Consider the following 22,511-nt stretch of genomic DNA (forward strand, 5'->3'; position numbering starts at 1 on the left):
CGCCGCACCCGCGGCGGGCGCCTTCCGCGTAGGATCACCGAACAAAGTTCGGAGGATGTGCGCATGACGACTCGCCAGCATGCCATCGGCGACCTGCTACGGCGCTCGGCCGCCCGGTCTCCCGCCAAGACCGCGATCGTGTACGGCGAGGCGCGATGGACCTACGCCGAACTGGACCGCGCGGCGAACCGCATGGCCAACGCGCTGGCCGCCCGGGGCGTGGTCAAGGGCGACAGGTTCGCCGTGTTCAGCCACAACAACGACGCCTTCGTGGTGGCCTACTTCGCGCTGGCCCGGCTGGGCGCGATCTCCGTGCCGATCAACTTCATGCTGGGCGCCGAGGAGGTCTCCTACATCCTCGGGCACGCGGGTGCGACGGGCCTGCTGGTGGAGCAGGCGCTCCTGCCCGTGGCCGAGCGGGCCGTCTCCGACGGGGTCGCGGTGCGCGGGGTGATCGGGCACGCCGACGGGTGGGAGCCGGTCACGGACTGGATGGCGTACGACGACGAAGCCGAGCCGCGGGTGGAGATCGCCGACGACGACCCGATCCAGCTCATGTACACCAGCGGCACCGAGTCCAGGCCCAAGGGCGCCACCCTGTCGAGCCGCGGCCTGATCGCCCAGTACACCTCGTGCGTGATCGACGGCGAGATGAGCGCCGCCGACGTGGAGGTGCACGCGCTGCCGCTCTACCACTGCGCGCAGCTGCACTGCTTCCTCACGCCCGGCCTCTACCTCGGCGCCACCAACGTGATCCTGCCCGGCGCCGACCCGGCGGCGATCCTGGCGGCGATCGAGGCGGAGGGCGCGACCAAGCTGTTCTGCCCGCCGACCGTCTGGATCGGGCTGCTGCGTCACCCCGACTTCGACCGCCGCGACCTGTCGTCGCTGCGCAAGGGCTACTACGGCGCCTCGATCATGCCGGTCGAGGTGCTGAAGGAGATCGCCGCGCGGCTGCCGGGGGTGCGGCTGTTCAACTTCTACGGCCAGACCGAGATGGCGCCCGTGGCCACCATCCTGGGCCCGGACGAGCAGCTGACCAGGCTCGGCTCGGCGGGCCGGCCCGCCCTGAACGTCGAGACCCGCATCGTCGACGGCGACGACGAGCCGGTGCCGCCCGGCGTGGTCGGCGAGATCGTGCACCGCAGCCCGCACGCCATGCTCGGCTACTGGAACGACCCGGACAAGACCGCCGAGGCGTTCCGCGGCGGCTGGTTCCACAGCGGCGACCTGGGCGTGCTGGACGCCGACGGCTACCTGTCGATCGTCGACCGCAAGAAGGACATGATCAAGTCCGGCGGCGAGAACGTGGCCAGCCGGGAGGTCGAGGAGGCCATCTACCAGCACCCGGCCGTCGCGGAGGCGGCCGTGTTCGGGGTGCCCGACCCGCGGTGGATCGAGGCGGTGACGGCCGCCGTCGTCCTGCGCGCGGGCGCCGCCCTGACCGCCGACGAGCTGACCGCCTTCCTGCGGACCCGGCTGGCGGCCTTCAAGACACCGAAGACGGTGGCCTTCGTGCCGTCACTGCCCAAGAACGCCAGCGGAAAGGTGCTGAAGAGAGAGCTGCGTGACGCGTTCTGACATCCGCGGCCGGGTTCGGCTGGCCGCCGAGCGGGAGGGGCCGGGACGGGCGCGACCGTCTACGACTGGGCCGAGCACCTGCCCGCCGAGGTGCTGCGCGGCATCGAGGCCGACGGGCGGGCGCGGATGCCCGGCGGGCACCTGCTCACCCGGGAGAGCCTGGACGGGTTCGCCGCCGACGCCGACCTGTCGGCGGTCGGGCAGCCGGTGCTGCTGATGTACGGGGACGCGGCGGACGATCCGGAGGAGCTCATGCTGGCCCGGCTGGCCGGGGAGCGGCTGCCGTCACTGCCGGCCGGCTCGCGGCTGGACGTCATCCCAGGGGCGGACCACACCATGGAGGGCCACCTGGACGAGGTGGCCGAGCGCGGGCTGGCCTGGCTCGAACGGCACTGCCCGGCCTGAGTGCCTATTTGCCCAGCAGGTCGGTGGCGATCTGGCGGATGATCACGCGCTGGATCTTGCCGGTGGCGGTCTTGGGGAGTTCCTCCAGCACCAGCACCTCGCGCGGCCGTTTGAAGGCCGCGAGCCCGTCGCGGCAGAACGCGATGAGCTCCGCCGCGTCCACCGTCTTCCCGGCGGCGGGCACCACGCAGGCGACCGGCTTCTCCAGCCCGTTCACGTCGGTATAGGCGACGACCGCGGCCTCTCCGACCGACTCGTGCAGCAGCAGCCGGGACTCGACCTCCATCGGCGACACCCAGATGCCACCCGCCTTGATCATGTCGTTCGAGCGGCCGAGACACTGGTAGACGCCGTCGGCGTCGCGCAGGTAGGTGTCGCCGGTGCGTAACCACTCCCCCTGGAACACCTGCCGGGTGGTGTCGGTCCGGCACCAGTAGCCGGTGGCGATGGAGTTACCGCGGACGTACAGGTGGCCCGGCTGACCGTCCGCCACGGGGTTGCCGGAGTCGTCGAGCAGCTTGCACTCATAGCCCGGTACGACGGTGCCCGTGGTGCCTGGTCTGACCTGGCCCGGACGGTTGGAGAGGAAGATGTGCAGGGCCTCGGTCGAGCCGATGCCGTCGATGATGTCGACGCCGAACCGCTCGGTGAAGCGCCGGTAGATCTCCGCGGGTAACGCCTCGCCCGCCGAGACCGCCAGCCGTACGGAGGAGAAGGTGTCATCGGGGGCGTCGGAGGCGAGCAGGCTCGCGTAAAACGTCGGCCCGGCGAAGAACAGCGTCGGCCGCTCGGCCACCACCCGCGCGACCACCCCCGGCGGGGTGGGCCTGAAGGGGTCGAGCACCGTGGTCGCGCCCACCGACAGCGGGAAGAACAGCGAGTTGCCGATGCCGTAGGCGAAGAACAGCCGGGCGACCGAGAAGCACCGATCGTCCGGGGTGATGCCGAGAACCTCACGGCCGTAGGTCTCGCAGACGTCCCTGATGGCGCCGTGCCGGTGCATGGCGGCCTTCGGCGCGCCGGTCGTGCCCGAGGTGTAGAGCCACAGCGCGGGCGAATCCGTCCAGCTCTGGTACGGCTCGGCCACCGTACGGCCGGCGTCCACCACGTCCGCCAGCGAGCACACCGGGATCCCGGCATCCGCGTCGGACTCGGGGAGGACATCGGCGGCCCGGTGGCCCACGTTGCCGGTGAGGACGAGCAGGGCGACCTCGGGGGCGTTCGCCAGTGCCACCCGGACCGCGGCCTCGTACTCGGGGGTCGCCACCACCACGCGGGCCCGCGAGTCGCGGATGAGCGCGCCCAGCTCCACGCCGTTGTACATGGTGGACAGCGGCACGGCGACCCCGCCCATGCGCATGACGGCCAGGATGGTGACGAGCGTCTCCGGGCGGTCGGACATGACGAGCGCGACGCGTTCCTCGGGCCGGACGCCGAGCACCCGCAGCCCGGAGGAGAGCTCGCCGACCCGGGCCGCGAGCTGGGCGTATGTGAGGGTCCCTGCCGGGCCCGCGACAGCGGTGCGCTCGCCGCGACCGGCTTCGACCTGACGATCCACAAGATAGAGGCTGGCGTTGAACGACTCGGATGACATGGTCGTCCTTACGGGGAGGGAGACGCCGTACGAGAATCTTCTATAGAGAATTGATGCATCGTCAACTACTTGTAGCATTGAACCAGACTCCCGCCGCGTAAGGAGCGTTAATGGCCAGGCCGCCCCGCCGCCACCAGTCGAGCGCCAGGTCGATGCTGCTGACCGTGCTGGGCGAGTACGTGCTGCCGTCGGGCGAGCCCGCGTGGACGTCCACGCTGCTGCACGTGCTGGGCGGGCTCGGGGTGGAGGAGAAGTCGGCCAGGCAGGCGCTGGCGCGGATGGCCGCCGACGGGTGGATCGTGTCGGCGCGGTCCGGGCGGCGGGTGCGCTGGTCGCTGACGCGGCGCGGCCGCGAGCTGCTGACCGAGGGGGCCGAGCGGATCTACGCGTTCGGCCGCGACCGCGAGCCGTGGGACGGGCGCTGGGTGGTGCTGATCGCGACCGTGCCCGAGTCTCGGCGCGAGCTGCGCCACCGGCTGCGCACCGGCCTGACCTGGGCGGGGTTCGGCAGTCCCGTGCCCGGCGTGTGGGTCAGCCCGCACGCCACCCGCGAGGCCGAGGCCAAGCAGGTGGTCGAGGGGCTGGGGCTCGACGTGGCCGTGTTCTCGTTCAACGGGCCCTACGCGGGGATCGGCTCCGAGCGGACGCTGGTGGAGCAGGCCTGGCATCTGGGGGAGCTGGCGGCGCACTACCAGGAGTTCATCCAGGAGTTCGCCGGCATGCGGCCGGAGCCGGGCGATCCGGTGCTGCTGGCGCAGGTCCGGCTCGTCCACGAGTGGCGGCGCTTCCCGATGCTCGACCCGCGGCTGCCGCTGGAGCTGCTGCCCCCGAACTGGATCGGGGTGCGCGCGGCCAACGTCTTCAACGACCTGCACGGCACCTGGCTGGCGGGCGGGCGGCGGCAGTGGGACGAGCTGCGCGACATGTGACAGTCGGCTTGCGGGGCGTCACGACACTGTCAAGCTCCGTTGTCGGCAGACCATCCGTACAGCGCGAACGGCTCCCCCGCCAGCACCCTGGCGATGGCGGCGGCCGGGTAGCCGATCGTGTCGTCGGGCAACTCGCCGAGCGGCCGCCAGGCGAGTTCGGCGCACTTGTGCGGCTCGGCGTTGTACGGCTCGCCCGCCCACTTCCTGGCGACGAAGAACAGGCCCACGCGGTCGGGGGCGCGGTGCATGACGTGGGCGAACTCCAGATCGTCCGGCCGGATGGTGACGCCGACCTCCTCACGAGCCTCCCTGACGGCCGCGCCGACCACCGACTCACCGGGCTCCAGATGCCCCGAGGGCAAGTGCCATTGGCCGTCGCCATAGCCGGTATTGGCCCGTTTGCCGAGAAGCACGGTGCCGTCACGGACGAGCATCACGTGCACGTCGACGATGGCCCTGAACCTGTCAGGACGTGACTCCCCCGTGGCCTCCCCCACGGCCTTCGCCGCCGCCTCACCGGGATTTGACCGCTCGGCGACCGCGGGGCGGCGGTCGAGTGCCTGGGCCCATTTGACGGCGACCGCGGCCACCTGGATCAGCTCGGTGCGCAGCAGCTCGGGGTCCGACTCGGCGAACGCCTCCAGGACCTCCTCACGCAGGATGTGCCGCCAGGTCAGCTCCCCGCGCCGGCCCGCCTCGTCGGTCTCGCGCCTCGCCCGATCGGCCTCGGCCACCGCGTCCTCGGCTCCGGTGCCGTCGGGTACGGCCTGCATGCCCCACTTGGCGTCCTGCGCCGCCCGTTCGGCCGCCACATCGCCGAGCACCCGGGCCAGCGACCCCGGCACCCCCGCGTCGCCGTCGCGCGCCACTCCTTCGCCGTCCTTCGTCATGAACGACGAGTCTGCCCGATCCACCGGGAACACGGGCCCGCGATCGTCAGGCCGGGCGGCCGTCGACCTCCTCCGCCGACAGGTCCACCCCCGGCAGGAGCCGCCGCCAGCTCTCCCCGGCATCCCGCTCCAGTACGGCCAGCAGGTCGCAGAACGCCTTGAACGTCGTCCGCGGCCGGCGGAAGTACACCTCCCCCACCCGCCCGAAGCAGTGATGCATGAAGGCCACCAGCGCGTCGTCGTCCACGAGGTAGCGCCCGCCCTCGCCGGAGGCGTACACGAACCGGATCTTGGCCAGCACCACGTACACCTCCTCGGCCGTCAGCGCGGCCAGCCGGAGCACCGGCCCCGAGTGATCCACCGGCCCGACCGCGGCGAAGGCACCGCCGCCCAGCCGCCTGCGCAGCGCGGGATGGCTGAAAAGCCCGCTGTGCCCGTCCCTGAGGAACTCCGGGGTGCCCCCGAACACGAACCCCAGATGCGCGACCCCGCTGCTGACGAGGCCCAGGATCTGGTCGTAGTTGGCGTCCCGGGCCAGGGGATCGGCCAGCGTGTACAGGTTGACCATCTCGTCCAGGCAGACGAGCAGCCCGTCGTACCCGGCCAGCCGGACGAACCGGCTCATCAGCGCGATGTGATCGGGTACGGTCGCGTCGTCGATGATCGACCGGACGCCGAGCGCCGACCTGGCCTCGGCCGCGGTCGGGTACTCGGCGCGCAGCCAGCGCAGCGCGGCCGACTTGAGGTGGTCGTCGCCCGTGTCGTGGCCGCGCCAGTACGCGATGATGACCTCGGCGAAGTCGTGGCCGCCCGGCCGCGTCGCCAGGTACGCCAGGCGTTCCCCGATCGCCAGGGCCGGGTCGGTGCGCGTCTGGCGGGCCTCGTCGAGCGCGGCGGACAGGAAGCGTTCGACGATGCCGGCGAGCGCGCCGCCGGCGGGTGTGCCCCGGGTGGCCATGCCGCGGGTCAGCTCGGTGTAGAGGGCGCGGGCCCGGCCCTCGGTCGAGTGCAGCAGGTGCTCGGTGGTGATGTCGGCGTGCATGGTGACCAGCCGCTTGTCCAGCGCCAGCGAGCGCGCCCGGCGCAGCAGGAACGTCTTGCCCGCGCCGTGCTCGCCGATGACGAACCGGACGGCCGTGCCGCCCACCGCGACGCGTTCGACGTCGGCGGACAGCGCCGCCAGCTCGGCGGTACGGCCGGCCTGGATGTGGTGCTGACCGATCAGCGGGACCAACCCCGCCCGCAGCGCCTTGAGAAGGGCGTCGCGTTCGCGGGCGCGAACGGTCACTTCAGCATCTCCCCCAGCACTCGCCGGTCGACCAGGATCGGATCGTCGCCGTCGAGCAGCGGATCGCCCACGGTCTGGTAGGCGGCCTCGTTGACGCGGTCCATCGCGCCTTCCGGCAGCAGGTTCCAGGCGTCCGCGAGGGCCTCGAACTGGCCCCGGCCGATGTGCGGCTCGTCGACGGCGGCCAGGGCGCGGACCAGGCCGGAGTGGCGGCTGTCCAGCCCCGCCAGCGGGGTCACCTCGGGCGGCGGGGCGGGCGGGGGGATCGGCTCCTCACCGGCGAGCAGCGAATCGAGCCGCGTCCCCAGCTGGGCCGTCTCGGCCAGCCTGGCGACCGCCCCCCAGACGGGCACCGCCGGAGCACCGAGGACGTGCCCCAGGGGCACGCCCTGCGGCACGAAGGTGTGCGGCACCGGCGACGACACGGCGAGGTCCTGCGGAATGGGGTGCTCCTGCGCCGGCAAGTAAGACGCGGGCCCGTAGGGCGTGGAGGCATCGGGCACGGGCCCGTTGGGCGTGGAGGTGTACGGCGCGGACCCGTTGGGGGCGGAGTCGTAAGGCGCGGGCCCGTACGGCGTAGAGGAGTAAGGCGCGGACCCGTTGGGGGCGGAGGGGTGCGGCGCGGGCCCGAAGGGCGGAGAGGTGAAAGGCCCTGAGGGGTGGTGCGGCATGATCACACGTGGCGGGGGCACCGGCTGCGCGGGGGCGTGCGGCACGTACGCCAGCTGGATCGGCGCATGCCGCACGCCGGTGTACGACGCGAGCCCACCCCCCGCCGACGTCGAATCCTGGTCGAGCCCGAGCAGCCAGTGGATCCGGGCGAGGATCTGGGCCTCCTCCGGCGCGATGTGCCCGTCGGCGGCGGCCACGTCCCTCAGGAACTCCGCCACGTGGGCGCGCTGGGCCGCGCCGATCTCCTGGACCCGTTCGATCAGGCCGATCAGCGGCACCTCCGCACCGAGCAACCACTCCAGATGCGCCCGCAGGCGGGCCCGCTCGCCGGCCGTCAGATGCAGCGCCCGCTCAAGGTGCTCGCCCAGCCGACGGTAGGCGGCCTCGGGCGTCTGGCCGTCCGCCGTGCTCGCGGCGCCCAGGTGCAGCAGCGCGGTAGCCGCCCGGTACGCGTCCGACGCCGCGGCCGTCGGCCCGTCCGGCGCGGCGAACAAGGCCATCACCCCCTCGGCCGGCACCGGACCCCCCAGACGCGGGTCCGGTTCGATCCCGACCCCGGCCCGGCCGAGGATCTGGGCGAGCGCGATGACATCCTTCCTGGCGGGAACGGGCGTGGACAGCAGGGCGACGAACTCCTCGGCGGGCACGAGCGCGGTCTGCTGCTGCCCGAGCCGGCGCAGCGCCCACCGCACCGCCCCGCCCGCCCCGCCGGAGCCCAGGTCGAGCAGCTCCGCGGGCAGCAGCGCCTGGGCGCGCACGCTCTGCCTCGCGCCGGGCAGCCGGCCGAGGAAGCGGCTGTACGCCTCCAACTCGGAGCCGCACTCCTCGGCCAGCCCGAACAGCTCCCTGGTGGGCGCCGTGAGCGTCAGCACATCGGGTACGCCCGGCAGCACCGCCGGGGCGCCGGCGAACCCGGGGCTCGCGGGCCGGTAGTCGAAGGCCAGCTCCTTGGCGCCGGGCTGGACGACGAGCCCTTCGCCGTGCCGGGCCGTGTACCTCCGCTGGAACAGCGCGCCGAACTCCTCCGGGCAGCGCGTGGCGGGCGTGCCCGGCCGGTAGGCGGGGTGGCCGCGCAGCCAGGCCAGCGCCCAGTCGGCGGGCACCGGCCGGCCCTGCGCGGCGAGCTCCCCCAGCCGGGCCCGCAACGCGAACGCCGCGCCGGTCACCTCGGGCTCGCAGAGGGCGGCCAGCAGGGCCTCGAACGGTGCCGCGTGCCGCTGGAAGGCGTCGTGCCCGGCGTAGAGGCCGATGAGGCGCCGCACCTCCTCGTAGATCATCGGTAGTTCCTCTTGGGCCGTGGAGCGGTCCAAGTGCAGGTCGTGTAGCACGCGACGTTCGAGGCCGTAGAAATAAAGGAAAACGTAGCCGAGGGGCGTCCGCGGATAGCATCGCCCGTCGGCGAGCCAGCTCAGATAGGCCGCCCGCGACGGCGCCGGGAGCGCGGCATAGCTCGGCCAGCGGTCGAGCCCCTGACCGTCCCAGTCCGGCTGTGTCATGTCCACGGGCAGTTCGGGATCGATCAGCGCCGGCTCCACCGACATTCCGGACGCGGAAGGCAGCTCTGACCCGACGTAGAGCAGACCGCCGACGATGGTCAGCCCGGCGATGTGGATACCGCTGCCCGGGGGCAGCCACGGCCCCTCCGCGGACGAGGGCAGGGCGGGCTTGACCTGGCCGGATAGCGCATGACGGCCACGCGCGCGGTACACCAGCGGCCCTCCCTCCGCCTCACCACGAATTTGATGAGGATTGCACCCTAGCGCCCCTCCGATTGCACGACATATCGTTCAATCTCCTCGTTACAATCTTGAATCACTACTCCGCCGGCCCGTTAGCGGACCGTCCGAAAATCTTTTTCTGACCGGACCGATGACCGGGGTCCGCCGCCACCGGTAACGCAGCCGGGCCTACCAGGCGCTTCCCCCGCCGAACCGGCTTACACCCGAGGGCGCCGGACCCGTATCCGGCCTGCGGCACTCCCCCCAGCTCGTGCCGTACGGGCGCCTTTATAGTTGGCCGGGTGACCGACGACCAGCACGGGCTGGCGATGAGCGGCGCGGGCGGCGCCGCCGCCCGCCACTACGACCAGGCGATCGACGAGCTGCTGCACTTCCGGGTGGAGGTCGACGCCGAGGCCGCGGCCGCCCTGTCCGAGGCGCCCGACTTCCCGATGGGCCAGGTCCTGACCGCCTACCTCGGGCTCCTGACCACGGAGGTGGAGGACGCGCGCACGGCCAGGCAGCGGTTCGCGGCCTGGCGGGCCCGCGCCGGCGGCCCCGGAGGACTGCTGCCCCGCGAACGCGCCCACGTCGAGGCCGTCCAGGCGCTGCTCGACGGCGACTTCCTGACCTGCGGCAGACTCCTCGGCGCGATCACCGAGCAATATCCGCGCGACGCCCTGGCGCTGGCGGCCGGGCACCAGGTCGACTTCTTCACCGGCGACGCCCGCTCGCTGCGCGACCGGATCGGCGGCGCGCTCAACGCCTGGCACGAGGACGACCGGCATTACGGCCACGTGCTGGGGATGTACGCGTTCGGGCTGGAGGAGTCCGGCCACTACGACCGGTCGGAGGACGTGGGGCTGCGCGCGGTCGAGCTGAACGCGCGCGACGTCTGGGGCATCCACGCGGTCGTGCACACGTACGAGATGCAGGGCCGTTTCGGCGACGGCATCCGCTACCTCGACGCCCGGCTCGGTGACTGGTCGACCGGCACGTTCTTCAACGTGCACACCTGGTGGCACTACGCCCTGTACGCGCTGGAGTCCGGCGACACCGGCCGCGCCCTGGCCGTCTACGACGCGGCGCTGGCGGGCGGCCATGGCTCGATGGAGCTGCTCGACGCCGCCGCGCTGCTCTGGCGGCTCCTCCTGGAGGGCTCCGAGCAGCACGGACGCTGGCAGGCGCTGGCCGACGCGTGGCCGGCCAAGATCGCGGTGCCGTTCTACGCCTTCAACGACATGCACGCCGTCATGTCGTACGTGGGGGCGGGCCGCGTGGCGGAGGCCGAGAAGCTCATCGCGAGCCGGGAGGCGTACCTCACCGAACCCCATCCGGACATCACCAACCACGCCATGACCGCCCGCGTCGGCCTGCCGGTCTGCCGGTCACTGGTGGCCTTCGGCCGGGGCGACTTCGACGCGGTCGTGGACCTGCTGTATCCGATCAGGCATCGGATCAACGAGTTCGGCGGCAGTCACGCGCAACGCGACGCCGTGCAGAAGACGCTCCTGGAGGCCGCCCTGCGTGGCGGCCGCCGGGACCTGGCGCGGGTGCTGATCAGTGAGCGGATCAATGTACGGCCGTGCAGTCCGTTCAACTGGCTCAAGCAGGGCGCCCTCGCCGAGGCCCTGGGCGACCGCGCGGCGGCCGCGACGGCCCGCCGCCGGGCCGACCAGCTGGCCCGCCAGACCTGAGCCCCCGCTCAAGAGTCTCCCGCTCCCCAGCCACGTCCGGAAGTGTCGGTTCCGCCCAGTAGGGTCGGCAGCATGGATCGGCAACTCACCCTGATGGCGGTGCACGCTCACCCCGACGACGAATGCCTGAGCACCGGCGGCATCCTCGCCCGCTACTCCGACGAGGGCATCCGCACGGTCCTGGTCACCTGCACCAACGGCGAGCAGGGCGACGGACCCGGCGGCGTCAAGCCCGGCGACCCCGGCCACAACGACGCCGAGGTGGCGGAGCGCAGGCTGGCGGAGCTGCGCGAGTCGGTGCAGCACCTGGGCATCGACCACCTGGAGCTGCTCGGCTACCGCGACTCCGGCATGGACGGCTGGGACACCAACGCCCACCCCGACGCGTTCGCCAACGTGCCTGTCGACGTGGCCGCCACCCGCCTCGGCGAGCTCATCGAGCGCTATCGCCCGCAGGTCATCGTCACCTACGACGAAACAGGCGGCAGCGGCTACAACCACCCCGACCACGTCCAGGCCCACCGCATCACGGTCGCGGCCGTCGAGGCGACCGGCATCCCCGACAAGTTCTACTACACGGCCATCCCCCGCGCCGCGATCAAGCGCATGTTCGAGTTCATGCGCAGCAGCGGTGTCGAGATGGGCGACTTCCAGCCCTCCGACGACTTCGGCACCCCCGACGAGCTCGTGACGAGCGTCGTCGACGTCGCCCCCTATGTCGGCCGCAAGCTCAAGGCCCTGCAGTCACACGAGAGCCAGGGCGAGAACATCTTCTTGCTCCGCATGCCCGAGGAGGCCCAGCAGCAGGCGTTCTCCGCCGAGTCCTTCACGCGGGTGGTCAACCGCGTGACCGCACCGGACCACGAGGACGACCTGTTCGCGGGTCTCCGCTGACGGACAGGCCCCGCGCGTGCGCGGGGCCTGCCCAAGATCAAGGGGACAATTCCCCCGACCCCCTGACGATCAATCGCGTGGGCACCAGGGCGCGCCGGGCCCGGGAGCGGTCGCCGTCCAACCGGGACAGCACCAGCTCCGCCGCCACCTCCCCGATGGCCGCCGGATCCTGCGCCACGACGGTCAGCGGCGGATCCAGCACCTCCGCCAGCGGCAGGTCGTCGAAGCCCACCAGCGCCACGTCCCGCCGCCCCGCCCGGGCCAGCGCCACCACCGCCCCCATGGAGGCGAAGTTGTTGGCCGCGAACAGCGCGGTGGGCGGGTTTTCCAGGGCCAGGAGCCGCAGGGTGGCCGCGCGGGCCGCCTCCTGGTCGTGGCCCGTCTCCACCAGGGCGCGGTCGAAGGGCAGACCCGCCTCCTCCAGGGCGTCACGGTAGCCCTGGAGGCGTTCGCGGCGGGTGTAGAGAGTGGCGGGCAGGTCGCCGATGAAGCCGATCCGGCGGTGGCCGTACCCGATCAGGTGGGCGATGCCCGCCTGGGCGCCGGACCGGTTGCCGCTGACCACGCTGTCGGCGGTCAGGCCGACGGCGGGCCGGTCGAGGAAGACGATGGGCAGGCCGGCGACGCGTTCCGACCGCAGGTAGCGGTGGTCTCCGGTGGCGGAGGGCACCACGATGAGGGCGCTGACCCGGCGGGCCAGGAAGGTGGCGATCAGGGACTGCTCCAGATCGGCGGTCTCGCTGGAGGAGCCGACGATGAGGGTCAGGCCGCGAGCCCTGACGGCGCTCTCGATGCCGCCCGCCACCGTGCCGAAGAACGGGTTGCCCATCTCGGGGATGACCAGCCCGATCGCGGCGTCCCTGGCCCCGACCCGCATGTTGCGGGCCATCAGGTTGGGTTGGTAGCCCAGTTTGCGGACCGCGGCCATGACGCGTTCGCGCGTCTCGATGGCCACGGGTCCGTCGTCGTTGAGCACCCGTGAGACGGTCTTGGCGGTGACACCCACCTCACGGGCCACGTCTGTCATGGTGGGACGCCGCATTTCGACCATGCTAGAGGCCGATCGCCTCCGCCGCGTCCTTGTCCGTCACGACCGACTTGCCTTCCGAAACCTGGAGGGCACCGGTCATGATGGCGACGACCTCGGCCATGCTGTGGTCGCCCGGCTTGATCTGGGCGACGCGGCGGCCGAGCCGCTGGACGTGGATCCGGTCGGCGATCTCGAAGACGTGGGGCATGTTGTGACTGATCAGTACGACGGGCATGCCGCGGTCGCGGACCCGCTTGATCATGTCGAGCACCTGCCCCGACTCCTTGACCCCGAGAGCGGCGGTGGGCTCGTCCATCACGACGACGTGCCGGGCCCAGGCCACGGCCCTGGCCACGGCCACACCCTGCCGCTGGCCGCCGGACAGCGACTCGACGGGCTGGGTGAGCGAGCGCAGGCCGATCTTCAGGTCGGCCATGTGATTAGCCGACTCCTCACGCATCCGCTTCTTGTCGAGCTTGCGGAAGATCGTGCCGAGCAGTCCGGGCTTGCGCAGCTCGCGGCCGAGGAACAGGTTCGTGGCGATGTCGAGCGAGGCGGCCACGGCGAGTTCCTGGTAGACGGTCTCGATGCCGAGCCTGCGCGCTTCCAGGGGGTTGCGGATGCGGACGGACTTGCCGTCGAGGAGGATCTCGCCCTCGTCCGGCTGCAGGGCGCCGGTCAGCGCCTTGATCAGGCTGGTCTTGCCGGCGCCGTTGTCGCCGATGACGGCGAGCACCTCGCCGGGCATCAGGTCGAAGTCGGCGCCGTCGAGCGCGACCACGTGGCCGTAGCGCTTCACCAGGCCGCGCGCCTGGAGTACGGGGGTCATCGGGTCCTCCTCCGGGAGAGCTGGTCGACGGTGACGGCGAGGATCACCAGGATGCCGGTGATGAGCGTCTGATAAATCGACGGTACGCCCATGAGCTGCAGGCCGTTACGGAAGACCCCGACGATGAGCGCGCCGATCAGCGTGCCGATCACCAGGCCGCGGCCACCGAACAGGCTGGTCCCGCCGAGCACGACGGCGGTGATGCTGTCGAGGTTGTCGGTCTGCCCGGCCTGCGGGTCGCCCACGCCGGTCCTGGAGACGAGCAGCAGGGCGGCGATGCCGTACACGAGGCCCGCGATGGTGTACACGCTGATCGTCAGCCGCTGCGTGCGGATGCCGGTCAGCCGGGCGACCTCCTGGCTGTTGCCGAGCGCGTACACGTGGCGGCCCCAGGCGGTCTGCCCGAGCACGTACGCGAAGAACAGGAACAGCAGGATCGTGAGCAGCGACCCGTAGGTGACGTTCGTCTCGCCGATCTTGAACGTCTGCCCGAGGAAGGTCAGCGCGGCCGGCAGGTCGGTGACCGTCTGGTCCTCGGAGTAGATGTGGGTCAGCGCGAACACCACGTTCAGCATGCCGAGCGTGACGATGAACGGCGGCAGCGAGATCTTCGTCACCAGCAGCCCGTTCGCCAGCCCGAACGCCGCGCAGACGGCGATCCCGGCGACGATGGCGAGCACCGGCGGCAGGCCGCTGCCGACGGCCAGCTTGGTCATCACGATGCCGCCGAACGCCATGATCGCGCCGTTGGACAGGTCGATGCCGGCCGTCAGGATGATCAGCGTCTGCCCGATGGCGAGCGTGCCGACGACCATCACCTGCTGGATGATCAGCGAGAAGTTGCCGCCGGTGAGGAACTGGTCGCTGTTGACCGCGAAGAACACGCAGGCCAGCAGGAGCGCGCCCAGCGGCCCCGCGGTCGGTGTGGAGATGATGCGGCGCGGCAGCGTCGCTTCCATGACGGCCATGTCAGCCCCAGCAGTTCGCCAGGCCGAAGGCGGTGTCCTTCGCCTCGACGCCCTGGACGGCCTTGTCGGTGATCAGGGTGACGCCGGTGTCGGTGTACCCCTTGGGCTTGGCGCCGCCCTTGGCGACCGCGGCGACGGCCTTGACGCCGTCCTCGGCCATCTTCAGCGGGTACTGCTGCGAGGTCGCGGCGATCTCCCCGCTCTTCACGGCCTTGACGCCGGTGCAGCCGCCGTCGACCGAGACGATCAGCACGTCCTTCTCGCGGCCCTTGGCCTTGAGCGCGGTGTAGGCGCCGAGGGCGGCGGGCTCGTTGATGGTGTAGACGAGGTTGATGTCGGGCGCCTTCTGCAGGCAGTTCTCCATCGCCTCCTGGCCCTTGGCCTGGTCGCCGCGCGTGTCCTGGGAGCAGACGACCGACGGGTCGCCCTCGGCGATGCCGAAGCCCTTCAGGAAGCCGTCGTGGCGGAGCTGCCCGACCGTGATGCCGGGGGCCAGGTCGAGGGTGGCGATCTTCGCGGTCTTGCCGGCCATCGCGCCCTTGGCGTACTGGCCGATCAGCTCGCCCGCCTTGAGGTTGTCGGTGGCGAACAGCGCGTCGGTGGCGTCCTGCGGGTCGGTCGGCGTGTCCAGCGCGATCACCACGACGCCGGCGTCCCGGGCCTTCTTGATCGCGGGCACGATCGCCTTGGTGTCGTTGGGCGTGATGAGGATGCCCTTCACCCCGGCCGCGACCATGTTCTCGATGGCGGTGAGCTGGGAGGCGTTGTCGCCGTCGAACTTGCCCGCGGCGGTCATCAACTCCATGCCCTCCGCCTTGGCGGCCTTCTGCGCGCCTTCCTTCATCTTGACGAAGAACGGGTTGGTCTCCGTCTTCGTGATCAGCCCGACCTTGGCGGAGCTGGTGGAGGCCTTTTGCTCGCCACCGCCGCAGCCAGTGACGAGGAGAGCGGCGGCCAGCAGTCCGGCCGAGAGCCTAGCAATCATGGTGGCTTCCTATCAGGGATGATTCAATGTCATCGTTGACATATGTCAACGTTGACATTCGCCGTGCTGCGATGATGGACTCCGTTTCTAGAAACGTCAATGCCCCCGCGACGTAACAAATCTGCAAACATGGCAGAAAGGTTGACCCTGATGATCGCTGTCCTGGGCGAATGCGTCGCTGACGCCTTCGCTGACCGGCGTCCCGGCGAGCTGGAGCTCCGGGTGCTGCCGGGCGGGGGCCCCGCGAACACGGCAGTGGCTCTCGCCCGCCTCGGCACCGCGACCCGGTTCCTGGGACGGGTGTCCGGGGACGTGTTCGGAGAGCTGTTCCGCGAGCACCTCACCTCCTCCGGGGTGGACCTGTCTGCCTGCGTACCCGCCGGCGAGCCGAGCACACTGGCCGTGGCCTCGCTCGACGAACGAGGTCAGGCGGCCTACAGCTTCCACGCCGAGGGCACCGCCGACTTCCAGTGGACGCCCGAGGAGCTCGCCGCCGTCGACCCGCGCGGGTGGTCCTGCCTGCACACGGGGTCTCTCGCGCTGGTCAGGCAGCCGGGCGGCGCCGCGGTGGAGGCGTTCGCGGGCGACGCCCGCGAGCACGCGACGGTCTCGATCGATCCCAACGTACGGCCCAGCCTGGCGAGCCGGGCGGACTACCCGGTGGAGCGCTGGTGCGCGGTGGCCGACATCCTCAAGCTCAGCGAGGACGACCTGTCCTTCCTGATGCCGGACGAGCCCGTGGAACGTGCCTGCGACGCCTGGCACGCGGCGGGGGCCCGGCTCATCGTGATCACCCAGGGCGCGGCGGGCGCGCTGGTGTCCCTGGACGGGAAACGGACGTCGGTACGAGCGCCGCGGATCAAGGTCGTCGACACCGTGGGGGCCGGTGACTCCTTCACCGCCGGGCTGCTGCACCGGCTGGGCGTGCGGGGGCTGCTCGGGGGCCGCCTGGAGGGGCTCGACCTGGAGACGGCCGCCGACGCCGCCGCCTTCGCCGCCCGGGTGGCGGCGCTGACGTGCTCGGTCGCGGGGGCGAACCCGCCGTGGGCACACCAGCTCAACGAGCCCGCGGGACTGTGACGCGACACGGGACCCAGCCTTACCGAACGGGAGCCCCGCCCAGGAGCCGGGCCTGCTCCTCCTCGACGATCTGGCGGGCCAGCGCCTGCTCGGACACGTCGATCGCGTCGGGCGCGGACTCGGCCAGGTCGCTGCGCCTGGCGTAGGCGTCGAACAGCGCCGTCTTGGCCTGCAGGATCTTCAGCATCCGCTCGTCCACGCCGCCGGGCGAGAGCAGCCGGTGCACCTGGACCCGGCGCACCTGCCCCATGCGGTGCGCGCGGGCCACGGCCTGGCTCTCCATGGTGGGCTTGACCTGCGGTTCGCAGATGATCACGACGGAGGCGGCCTGCAGGTTGAGCCCGACCCCGCCGGCCTGGATCTGGGCGAGCAGCACCGCGTGCCCCGGCACCGCGCTGAACGCGTCCACGGCCTCCTGGCGGCGCTCCGGCCGCAGATCACCGGTGAGCGGCCCGTGGACCGCCGGGCCGAGGGCGTCCCGCACCGCGGTCAGGACGTCGCGGAAGTAGGAGAAGACCACCACCTTCAGCCCGCTGCCCGCCGCCTCGTCGACCAGCTCACGCAGCCGTTCGAGCTTGGCCGACTTGTCCGGCACCGCGTAGGCGGCGCGGCGCATGGCCATGAAGTTGCCCGCCGCGACCGCCGCCCGGTAGGCGTCGGCGTCCGCGGCGCTCAGCTCCTCCCACTCGTCGACGCGCACGAGATCGGGCAGCTCGGTGAGCACGTCCTCCTGGTTGCGGCGCAGGTAGACGGGCGCCACCGCGCTCCGGAACGCCTGCGCGCCGGCGGCGGCGTCGCTGCCGCGCACCTGGGCGAGCAGCTCGGGCTGGAGGGGGCGAACCAGGTTGCGGAACTCCTCCACCCGGTTCTCCATCGGCGTGCCCGTCATGAACAGCACCCGCTCGACCCGCCCGCACCATGCGGCGACGGCCCTGGACCGGCGGGCCTCGGGGTTCTTGACGTAGTGGGCCTCGTCGACCACCAGCATGCCCACCTCGGCGCTCACGCCGTCGAGTCGCTGCAGCCCGTCGAAGGTGGTCACGGCCACGCCGCCGCGCTCCAGCCACTCCGCCAGGGCGGTGTCCCGCTCGCCGCCGTGCAGCCGGTAGGCGGGCAGCGTGCTGCGGGTCTCGATCTCGCGGGTCCAGTTGATCAGCACGCTGGCCGGGCAGACCACCAGGAAGTGGCTCCTGCCGCGCGCCTTGAGGTGCGCGAGCGCGGCGATGGCCTGCACGGTCTTGCCGAGCCCCATCTCGTCACCGAGGATCACCCGGCGCTGCGCCAGCGCGAACCGGGCCCCGAACACCTGGTAGCCACGGAGCGAAACCCGGCGGTGGGTGTCGTCGAGCTCCTGGTGCCTGACCCGTTCGGCCAGGTCGTCGGGCAGGAACCCCTCGGCGGCGACCCGGTCGCCCGGCTCCAGGGCGGCGATCTCGGCCAGCAGGTTGTAGTAGTCGGCCGCGCGGATCTCGAAGTCGATCCACACCTCCGCCCCGGAGGGCGACGGCCGCAGCAGGTCCACGGTCGCCTGCGTGATGAGCAGCCGCGTCTCGGTCTGCCCGGCGAGGATCTCGGAGATCCCGGCGACGGCCTCCTCCGCCCGCCGCCGCTTCTCCTCACCGGACAGCAGCCGGCGCCACCAGCCGCTCACCGCCCGCGCCACCGGCATCAGCGCGGCGAGCCGCTCCTCGACCGCGTCGGCCGTCCGGCGGGCGCGCGGCAACTCGGGCCCCGCGGCCACCAACGGGTACAGGGCGGCGAGCAGCGCCGTGGTCTCGGCGTCCTGGCCCTCGACGTCGATCTGGACGGTGGTGACCTCCCGCGCGGCGCGCTCGATCTGCTTGGCCGCCGCGTGCACCTGCCGCTGCGTCTGCGGCCCGATCCCCGGCAACCGCTGCAGCTCGTACGGCGTGGCGTCCAGCACGTCGAGCACCGTCGTGTAGCCCATGCGCTCCAGCATCCCGAGCCGCAGCCGCCCGCCGGTCACGTCCTTGAGCCGGGCCACCGGGATGCCCGCGAGCTCGGCCCTGGCCTGCGGCTTGCGCAGCGCGGACACGGCCGCCACGACCCGGGTCAGCGCGCGCTCGTGCTCCGCACGCAGCTCCCGCGCCTCGGCGAGCAGCCGCGCCGCCTGCCGGAGCACGTCCCGCACTTCCCTGGCACCGCTCACGACCTTGAACGGTACCGCGTCCCGGCGCCTCGATCAGCTCAAGAACCGGCAGGCCAGGCAATCTGCCCGGAGTGGTAGTAATTCACGCCCATGACGCGCCAGCGCGGCCCCTGCGCTCCGAGGCGCTTCTTGAAGGCGGTCCAGTCGTGCTTGCCGTACGGGGACCAGGCCAGTTCGGCCAGGGCGGGCAGGCGCGGGAAGGCCATGTACTCGATGTCGGCCGACGTCCTGATCGTCTCGGTCCACAGCGGCGCCTCCACGCCCAGGACCTGCTGGGACGGCAGGCCGGTCAAGTAGGAGCCGGGGTTCCAGCCGTAGGCGTCCTTGACCTCGATCAGCCCGGCCCAGTCCTGGCCGAGCTGGGTGCGCGAGTTGTACTTCATGTCGAGGTAGGCGCGGCTGGCCGGGGACATGATGACCTTCCGCCCGGCGCCGGCGACGGCGCTGTCCTTCGGCGTGGTGCCCCAGTACTGGACGACCGTGGAGGGCAGCGGCGTGGCCTTGACGATGTCGTGCCAGCCGATGACGGTCTTGCCGTGCGCGGCGGCGATGGCCTGCGCCCGGTTCATGAACGCGGCGTAGTCGGCCGGCTTGGTGGAGCTGGCCTCGTCGCCGCCGAGGTGCAGGTAGGGGCCGGGGGTGATCGCGGCCAGCTCGCCCAGCACCTGGTCGATGAAGGTGTAGGTGATCTCCTTCGACGTGCACAGCGTGCTGAACCCGACGTCGGTCCCGGTGTAGAGGGGCGGCGCCACGCCGTTGCAGTTCAGCTCGGCGTACGAGGCCAGGGCGGCGTTCGTGTGCCCGGGCAGGTCGATCTCGGGCACGATCGTGATGTTGCGGGCGGCGGCGTAGGCGACGAGCTCCTGGTACTGGGCCTTGGTGTAGTAGCCGCCCGGGTCACCGCCGACGGCGGTGCTGCCGCCGTACGTGGCCAGCCTGGGCCTGGAGTCGATGACGATGCGCCAGCCCTGGTCGTCGGAGAGGTGGAGGTGCAGGTAATTGATCTTGTACAGGGCGATCTGGTCGATGTACCGCTGGACGGCGGCCACGGGGAAGAAGTGGCGGGCGACGTCGAGCATGGCGCCCCGGTAGGCGTAGCGCGGCGCGTCGGTGATCCGCCCGCCCTGCACGGGCCATGGTCCCGGCTGGACGGTCGCGCTGTCGGCCGCGTACGGCAGGAGCTGGCGCAGCGTCTGCACCCCGTTGAACAGCCCGGCGGCCCGGTTGGCCAGCACGGTGATCCCGGTGGCGGTCACGTCGAGCTGGTAGGCCTCGTCCCCGCCGCTCACGCTGCCCAGCCGCAGCGAGATGCCGCCGGCGGCCGGCGCCGCGACGATGGGCACGGGGTAGCCGGTCGAGCGCCGCAACTGCCGCGCGAGCTGGTCGCCGACGGCCGGGACGTCGGTGTAGAGACTCGTGGACGAGGTGATCTGGTACGTGACCCCGGCCGCGGGCGTCGCGCTGACCGGCACGGGGACCACACCACCGAACCCGAGGGGCGCGGCGGCGGGCGCGCTGGGGGACGCCGACACCGAAGTGGCCACGAGGGCCGCCACCAGGACCAGCACTGTGCGCAGGCTCATGGCATCACCATACGGACGCGATCAGCACTAGTAAAGAAACTTTCCAAATACGCTTGCACGCCGCTTGGCCAGTGGCCTTAAAGAGCCTCGCAAGCAGTGGCCCCAACCATCGGAGAGTCAGCTAAGCGATATCCACTCGGCCGCCAGACGAGGACAGAGATATGCGACGCCTACTCGGGATCATCACCCCGTTAGTCATCGGCCTGCTGTCAGCAGGTTTCGTCACCGCCGGCCCGGCGGCGGCACAGCCCGTACGGGCGTCCGACGGCCTGAACGCCTACTACGGCCAGCGGCTTGCCTGGGCTCCCTGCAAGGGCGGTTTCCAGTGCGCGAAGCTCAAGGTGCCGCTCGACTACACCAAGCCGTCGGGCAAGCGGATCGAGATCGCGGTGATCAGGCTGCCGGCCAAGGGCGGCAAGCGGCTCGGCTCGGTGGTGACCAACTTCGGCGGCCCCGGCGGGTCGGGCGTCGACGTCCTAAGAGCCACCGCGAAGACGAAGTTCACCGCCACCCTCCGCTCGCGATTCGACCTGGTCAGCTTCGATCCGCGTGGCGTGGGCGCCTCGGCCCCCGTGCGGTGCATGCCCACCGCGGTGGCCGACTGGTACCACTCCGTCGACGACACCCCGGACTCGCGGGCCGAGGTGAAGATGTACAACTACGCGCAGCTGCGGCTCGCGCAGGCCTGCCAGGCCAACTCCGGCGCGCTCCTGCCGTTCGTGGGCACGCCGAACGCCGCGCGTGACATGGACGTGCTCAGGGCCGCTCTAGGCGAGTCGCGCCTGACCTACGTCGGCTTCTCCTACGGCACCCTCCTCGGCGCCACCTACGCGGACCTGTTCCCGGCCAGGGTGCGCGCGCTGGTGCTCGACGGCGCGGAGGACCCCTCCGTGAAGGCGGGCGACTTCGGCGCCGACCAGAGCGCCGGCTTCGGGGTGGCGTTCGACTCCTTCGCGCGTGACTGCCTCAAGCGCAAGGACTGCCCCTTCACCAAGCGCACGGCCGTCAAGCGCATGCGGGCCCTGCACGACCGGACCGAGAAGGCGCCGCTGGTCAACACCTACGACGGCAGGCAGGCCACCCAGGCCCTCGTGTACACCGGCATCCAGGGTCTCCTGTACGACCAGGGGTCGTGGCCGGCCCTCCGGCAGGCGCTCGGCCAGGCCTTCAAGGGCGACGGCACGCTCCTGCTGCGGTACGCCGACGGTTACAACGAGCGGGGACCCGACGCGACCTACACCAACCTGATGGAGGCGCACACGGCCATCGACTGCCTCGACCACCCGACCTGGAGGCAGGCGCTGCGTCACGCCAAGGCGATCAGCTCCGGCAAGCTCATGGCCGGCCCGTGCGACTTCTGGCCGGTCAGGAGCAAGACCGTCAACAAGGCGATCCACGCCAAGGGCGCGCCGCCCATCCTGGTGGTCGGCACGCTGCGCGACCCCGCCACGCCGTACAAGTGGGCCAAGGCGCTGGCCGCCCAGCTGTCGTCGGGCGTGCTGCTCAGCTTCGACGGCGACGGCCACACCGCCTACGGCACCGGCTCGTCCTGCGTCGACAGGACGGTGGACCGCTACCTGATCACCCGGGTCCCGCCGCGCGCGGGGAAGATGTGCCCCAAGATCTGACGCTCCACCTGGCCCCGGCCGCCCGTGCGGCCAGGGTCAGCCGCTGTCGCCGTCCCCGTTGGCCGAGCGGTCGATCGCCGGTTGCACGAACCAGCTCCACACGGCCAGCAGGGCGATGACGACCGCCGTGATCACCGCCATCGTGTTGTGGAACAGGTAGTCGACCACCAGCATGGTGGCCGTGGTCATCGAGATGGCCAGGGCCAGCGCCCCCGCGATGCCGTACAGGTTGGACCGGCGGACCAGCGTCTCCTTCAGCCCCTGCCGGAACAGCACCCGGTGCTGGGCGGCCGGGGCGATGTAGCAGATCGACGCGATCGCGGCACTGACCAGCGCCACGTAGAACAGCCGCCGATCGGCCAGGCCCAGTTTGTCGAACCCCGGCGAGAACGGGACCGTCAGCAGGAACGCGAACAGCACCTGAACCCCGGTCACCGCCACACGGGCACTCTGCAGCAGCTCCACGAAGTTGCGGTCGGCCCGCTCTTTGCGGGTCTCCTTGTCCGGCTCCATGTGCCTTCATCTACCGAAGCCAGGGCATTTCATGCCCAAAGCATGATCTATCAGCGC

Annotated in this window: 18 protein-coding genes; 7 read left to right on the forward strand and 11 right to left on the reverse strand. The window is 71.6% G+C overall.

Annotated features, from left to right (window positions below):
* The first annotated feature begins 63 nt into the window (after positions 1-63).
* The gene (locus KME78_RS60805; protein WP_219539425.1) at positions 64-1,581 is read left to right on the forward strand and encodes an acyl-CoA synthetase; all 1,518 of its coding nucleotides are present in this window, start codon (positions 64-66) and stop codon (positions 1,579-1,581) included.
* A 90-nt stretch (positions 1,582-1,671) separates the two neighbouring features.
* The gene (locus KME78_RS60810; protein WP_219539426.1) at positions 1,672-1,986 is read left to right on the forward strand and encodes an alpha/beta hydrolase; all 315 of its coding nucleotides are present in this window, start codon (positions 1,672-1,674) and stop codon (positions 1,984-1,986) included.
* A 4-nt stretch (positions 1,987-1,990) separates the two neighbouring features.
* Here the strand turns inward: KME78_RS60810 and KME78_RS60815 are convergent, their stop codons facing one another.
* Positions 1,991-3,580: a benzoate-CoA ligase family protein gene (locus KME78_RS60815; protein ID WP_219539427.1), complete on the reverse strand. Its 1,590-nt coding sequence runs from the start codon at positions 3,578-3,580 to the stop codon at positions 1,991-1,993.
* A gap of 110 nt (positions 3,581-3,690) precedes the next feature.
* Here KME78_RS60815 and KME78_RS60820 point away from each other — a divergent pair, with 110 nt between their 5' ends.
* Positions 3,691-4,509 (forward strand): PaaX family transcriptional regulator, encoded by an 819-nt coding sequence (locus KME78_RS60820; RefSeq protein WP_219539428.1) that lies wholly within the window; start codon positions 3,691-3,693, stop codon positions 4,507-4,509.
* 29 nt (positions 4,510-4,538) lie between these two features.
* Here KME78_RS60820 and KME78_RS65725 read toward each other — a convergent pair whose 3' ends face one another.
* From KME78_RS65725 to KME78_RS60835, 3 genes are read right to left on the reverse strand one after another with little or no spacing between them, the layout of a single operon-like run.
* Positions 4,539-5,399, reverse strand: coding sequence for an NUDIX hydrolase (locus KME78_RS65725; protein ID WP_246654958.1), 861 nt, complete (start codon positions 5,397-5,399; stop codon positions 4,539-4,541).
* A 46-nt stretch (positions 5,400-5,445) separates the two neighbouring features.
* Positions 5,446-6,687, reverse strand: coding sequence for an ATP-binding protein (locus KME78_RS60830; protein ID WP_219539429.1), 1,242 nt, complete (start codon positions 6,685-6,687; stop codon positions 5,446-5,448).
* Complete coding sequence (locus KME78_RS60835; protein ID WP_219539430.1) at positions 6,684-9,068, reverse strand: TerB N-terminal domain-containing protein; 2,385 nt, start codon at positions 9,066-9,068, stop codon at positions 6,684-6,686. The genes KME78_RS60830 and KME78_RS60835 overlap by 4 nt, the downstream gene beginning before the upstream one ends.
* 311 nt (positions 9,069-9,379) lie before the next feature.
* Here KME78_RS60835 and KME78_RS60840 point away from each other — a divergent pair, with 311 nt between their 5' ends.
* Both KME78_RS60840 and KME78_RS60845 read left to right on the forward strand, forming a co-directional pair.
* A complete protein-coding gene (locus tag KME78_RS60840) occupies positions 9,380-10,774 on the forward strand; it encodes a tetratricopeptide repeat protein (RefSeq protein ID WP_219539431.1) in 1,395 nt (464 codons plus the stop codon).
* A 72-nt stretch (positions 10,775-10,846) separates the two neighbouring features.
* Entirely contained in the window at positions 10,847-11,668 is an 822-nt protein-coding gene (locus KME78_RS60845) for a PIG-L family deacetylase (protein WP_219539432.1), read from the forward strand.
* Between the two features lie 37 nt (positions 11,669-11,705).
* On the opposite strand, the gene KME78_RS60850 is transcribed toward KME78_RS60845, so the two are convergent.
* From KME78_RS60850 to KME78_RS60865, 4 genes are read right to left on the reverse strand one after another with little or no spacing between them, the layout of a single operon-like run.
* Complete coding sequence (locus KME78_RS60850; RefSeq protein WP_246654959.1) at positions 11,706-12,710, reverse strand: LacI family DNA-binding transcriptional regulator; 1,005 nt, start codon at positions 12,708-12,710, stop codon at positions 11,706-11,708.
* Positions 12,711-12,720: 10 nt separating this feature from the next.
* The gene (locus KME78_RS60855) at positions 12,721-13,527 is read right to left on the reverse strand and encodes an ATP-binding cassette domain-containing protein (RefSeq protein WP_219539433.1); all 807 of its coding nucleotides are present in this window, start codon (positions 13,525-13,527) and stop codon (positions 12,721-12,723) included.
* Positions 13,524-14,495 (reverse strand): ABC transporter permease, encoded by a 972-nt coding sequence (locus KME78_RS60860; protein ID WP_219539434.1) that lies wholly within the window; start codon positions 14,493-14,495, stop codon positions 13,524-13,526. The genes KME78_RS60855 and KME78_RS60860 overlap by 4 nt, the downstream gene beginning before the upstream one ends.
* Before the next feature lies 1 nt (position 14,496).
* Complete coding sequence (locus KME78_RS60865) at positions 14,497-15,480, reverse strand: sugar ABC transporter substrate-binding protein (RefSeq protein WP_219539435.1); 984 nt, start codon at positions 15,478-15,480, stop codon at positions 14,497-14,499.
* Between the two features lie 150 nt (positions 15,481-15,630).
* Between KME78_RS60865 and KME78_RS60870 the strand changes: the two genes are divergently transcribed.
* Entirely contained in the window at positions 15,631-16,560 is a 930-nt protein-coding gene (locus KME78_RS60870) for a carbohydrate kinase family protein (protein WP_219539436.1), read from the forward strand.
* A gap of 19 nt (positions 16,561-16,579) precedes the next feature.
* Here the strand turns inward: KME78_RS60870 and KME78_RS60875 are convergent, their stop codons facing one another.
* Both KME78_RS60875 and KME78_RS60880 read right to left on the reverse strand, forming a co-directional pair.
* Entirely contained in the window at positions 16,580-18,730 is a 2,151-nt protein-coding gene (locus KME78_RS60875) for a DEAD/DEAH box helicase (protein ID WP_219539437.1), read from the reverse strand.
* A 38-nt stretch (positions 18,731-18,768) separates the two neighbouring features.
* On the reverse strand, positions 18,769-20,313 hold the full coding sequence (locus KME78_RS60880) for a beta-N-acetylhexosaminidase (RefSeq protein ID WP_219539438.1): 1,545 nt from the start codon (positions 20,311-20,313) through the stop codon (positions 18,769-18,771).
* Positions 20,314-20,474: 161 nt separating this feature from the next.
* Between KME78_RS60880 and KME78_RS60885 the strand changes: the two genes are divergently transcribed.
* Positions 20,475-21,941: an alpha/beta fold hydrolase gene (locus KME78_RS60885; protein WP_219539439.1), complete on the forward strand. Its 1,467-nt coding sequence runs from the start codon at positions 20,475-20,477 to the stop codon at positions 21,939-21,941.
* Positions 21,942-21,977: 36 nt separating this feature from the next.
* On the opposite strand, the gene KME78_RS60890 is transcribed toward KME78_RS60885, so the two are convergent.
* Positions 21,978-22,454 carry a DUF6328 family protein gene (locus KME78_RS60890; protein ID WP_219539440.1) on the reverse strand — a complete coding sequence of 159 codons (477 nt, stop codon included), beginning with the start codon at positions 22,452-22,454 and terminating at the stop codon, positions 21,978-21,980.
* Positions 22,455-22,511 lie beyond the last annotated feature (57 nt).

The sequence above is a fragment of the Nonomuraea guangzhouensis genome, assembly GCF_019396345.1.
Lineage (GTDB): Bacteria > Actinomycetota > Actinomycetes > Streptosporangiales > Streptosporangiaceae > Nonomuraea > Nonomuraea guangzhouensis.

Bases quoted from the DNA above. Each gene is read 5' to 3' on its own strand.
- KME78_RS60805 (WP_219539425.1), top strand. From the start codon at position 64: ATGACGACTCGCCAGCATGCCATCGGCGACCTGCTACGGCGCTCGGCC.
- KME78_RS60815 (WP_219539427.1), bottom strand. From the start codon at position 3,580: ATGTCATCCGAGTCGTTCAACGCCAGCCTCTATCTTGTGGATCGTCAG.
- KME78_RS60820 (WP_219539428.1), top strand. From the start codon at position 3,691: ATGGCCAGGCCGCCCCGCCGCCACCAGTCGAGCGCCAGGTCGATGCTG.
- KME78_RS65725 (WP_246654958.1), bottom strand. From the start codon at position 5,399: ATGACGAAGGACGGCGAAGGAGTGGCGCGCGACGGCGACGCGGGGGTG.
- KME78_RS60845 (WP_219539432.1), top strand. From the start codon at position 10,847: ATGGATCGGCAACTCACCCTGATGGCGGTGCACGCTCACCCCGACGAC.
- KME78_RS60850 (WP_246654959.1), bottom strand. From the start codon at position 12,710: ATGCGGCGTCCCACCATGACAGACGTGGCCCGTGAGGTGGGTGTCACC.
- KME78_RS60855 (WP_219539433.1), bottom strand. From the start codon at position 13,527: ATGACCCCCGTACTCCAGGCGCGCGGCCTGGTGAAGCGCTACGGCCAC.
- KME78_RS60860 (WP_219539434.1), bottom strand. From the start codon at position 14,495: ATGGCCGTCATGGAAGCGACGCTGCCGCGCCGCATCATCTCCACACCG.
- KME78_RS60865 (WP_219539435.1), bottom strand. From the start codon at position 15,480: ATGATTGCTAGGCTCTCGGCCGGACTGCTGGCCGCCGCTCTCCTCGTC.
- KME78_RS60870 (WP_219539436.1), top strand. From the start codon at position 15,631: ATGATCGCTGTCCTGGGCGAATGCGTCGCTGACGCCTTCGCTGACCGG.
- KME78_RS60880 (WP_219539438.1), bottom strand. From the start codon at position 20,313: ATGAGCCTGCGCACAGTGCTGGTCCTGGTGGCGGCCCTCGTGGCCACT.
- KME78_RS60885 (WP_219539439.1), top strand. From the start codon at position 20,475: ATGCGACGCCTACTCGGGATCATCACCCCGTTAGTCATCGGCCTGCTG.
- KME78_RS60890 (WP_219539440.1), bottom strand. From the start codon at position 22,454: ATGGAGCCGGACAAGGAGACCCGCAAAGAGCGGGCCGACCGCAACTTC.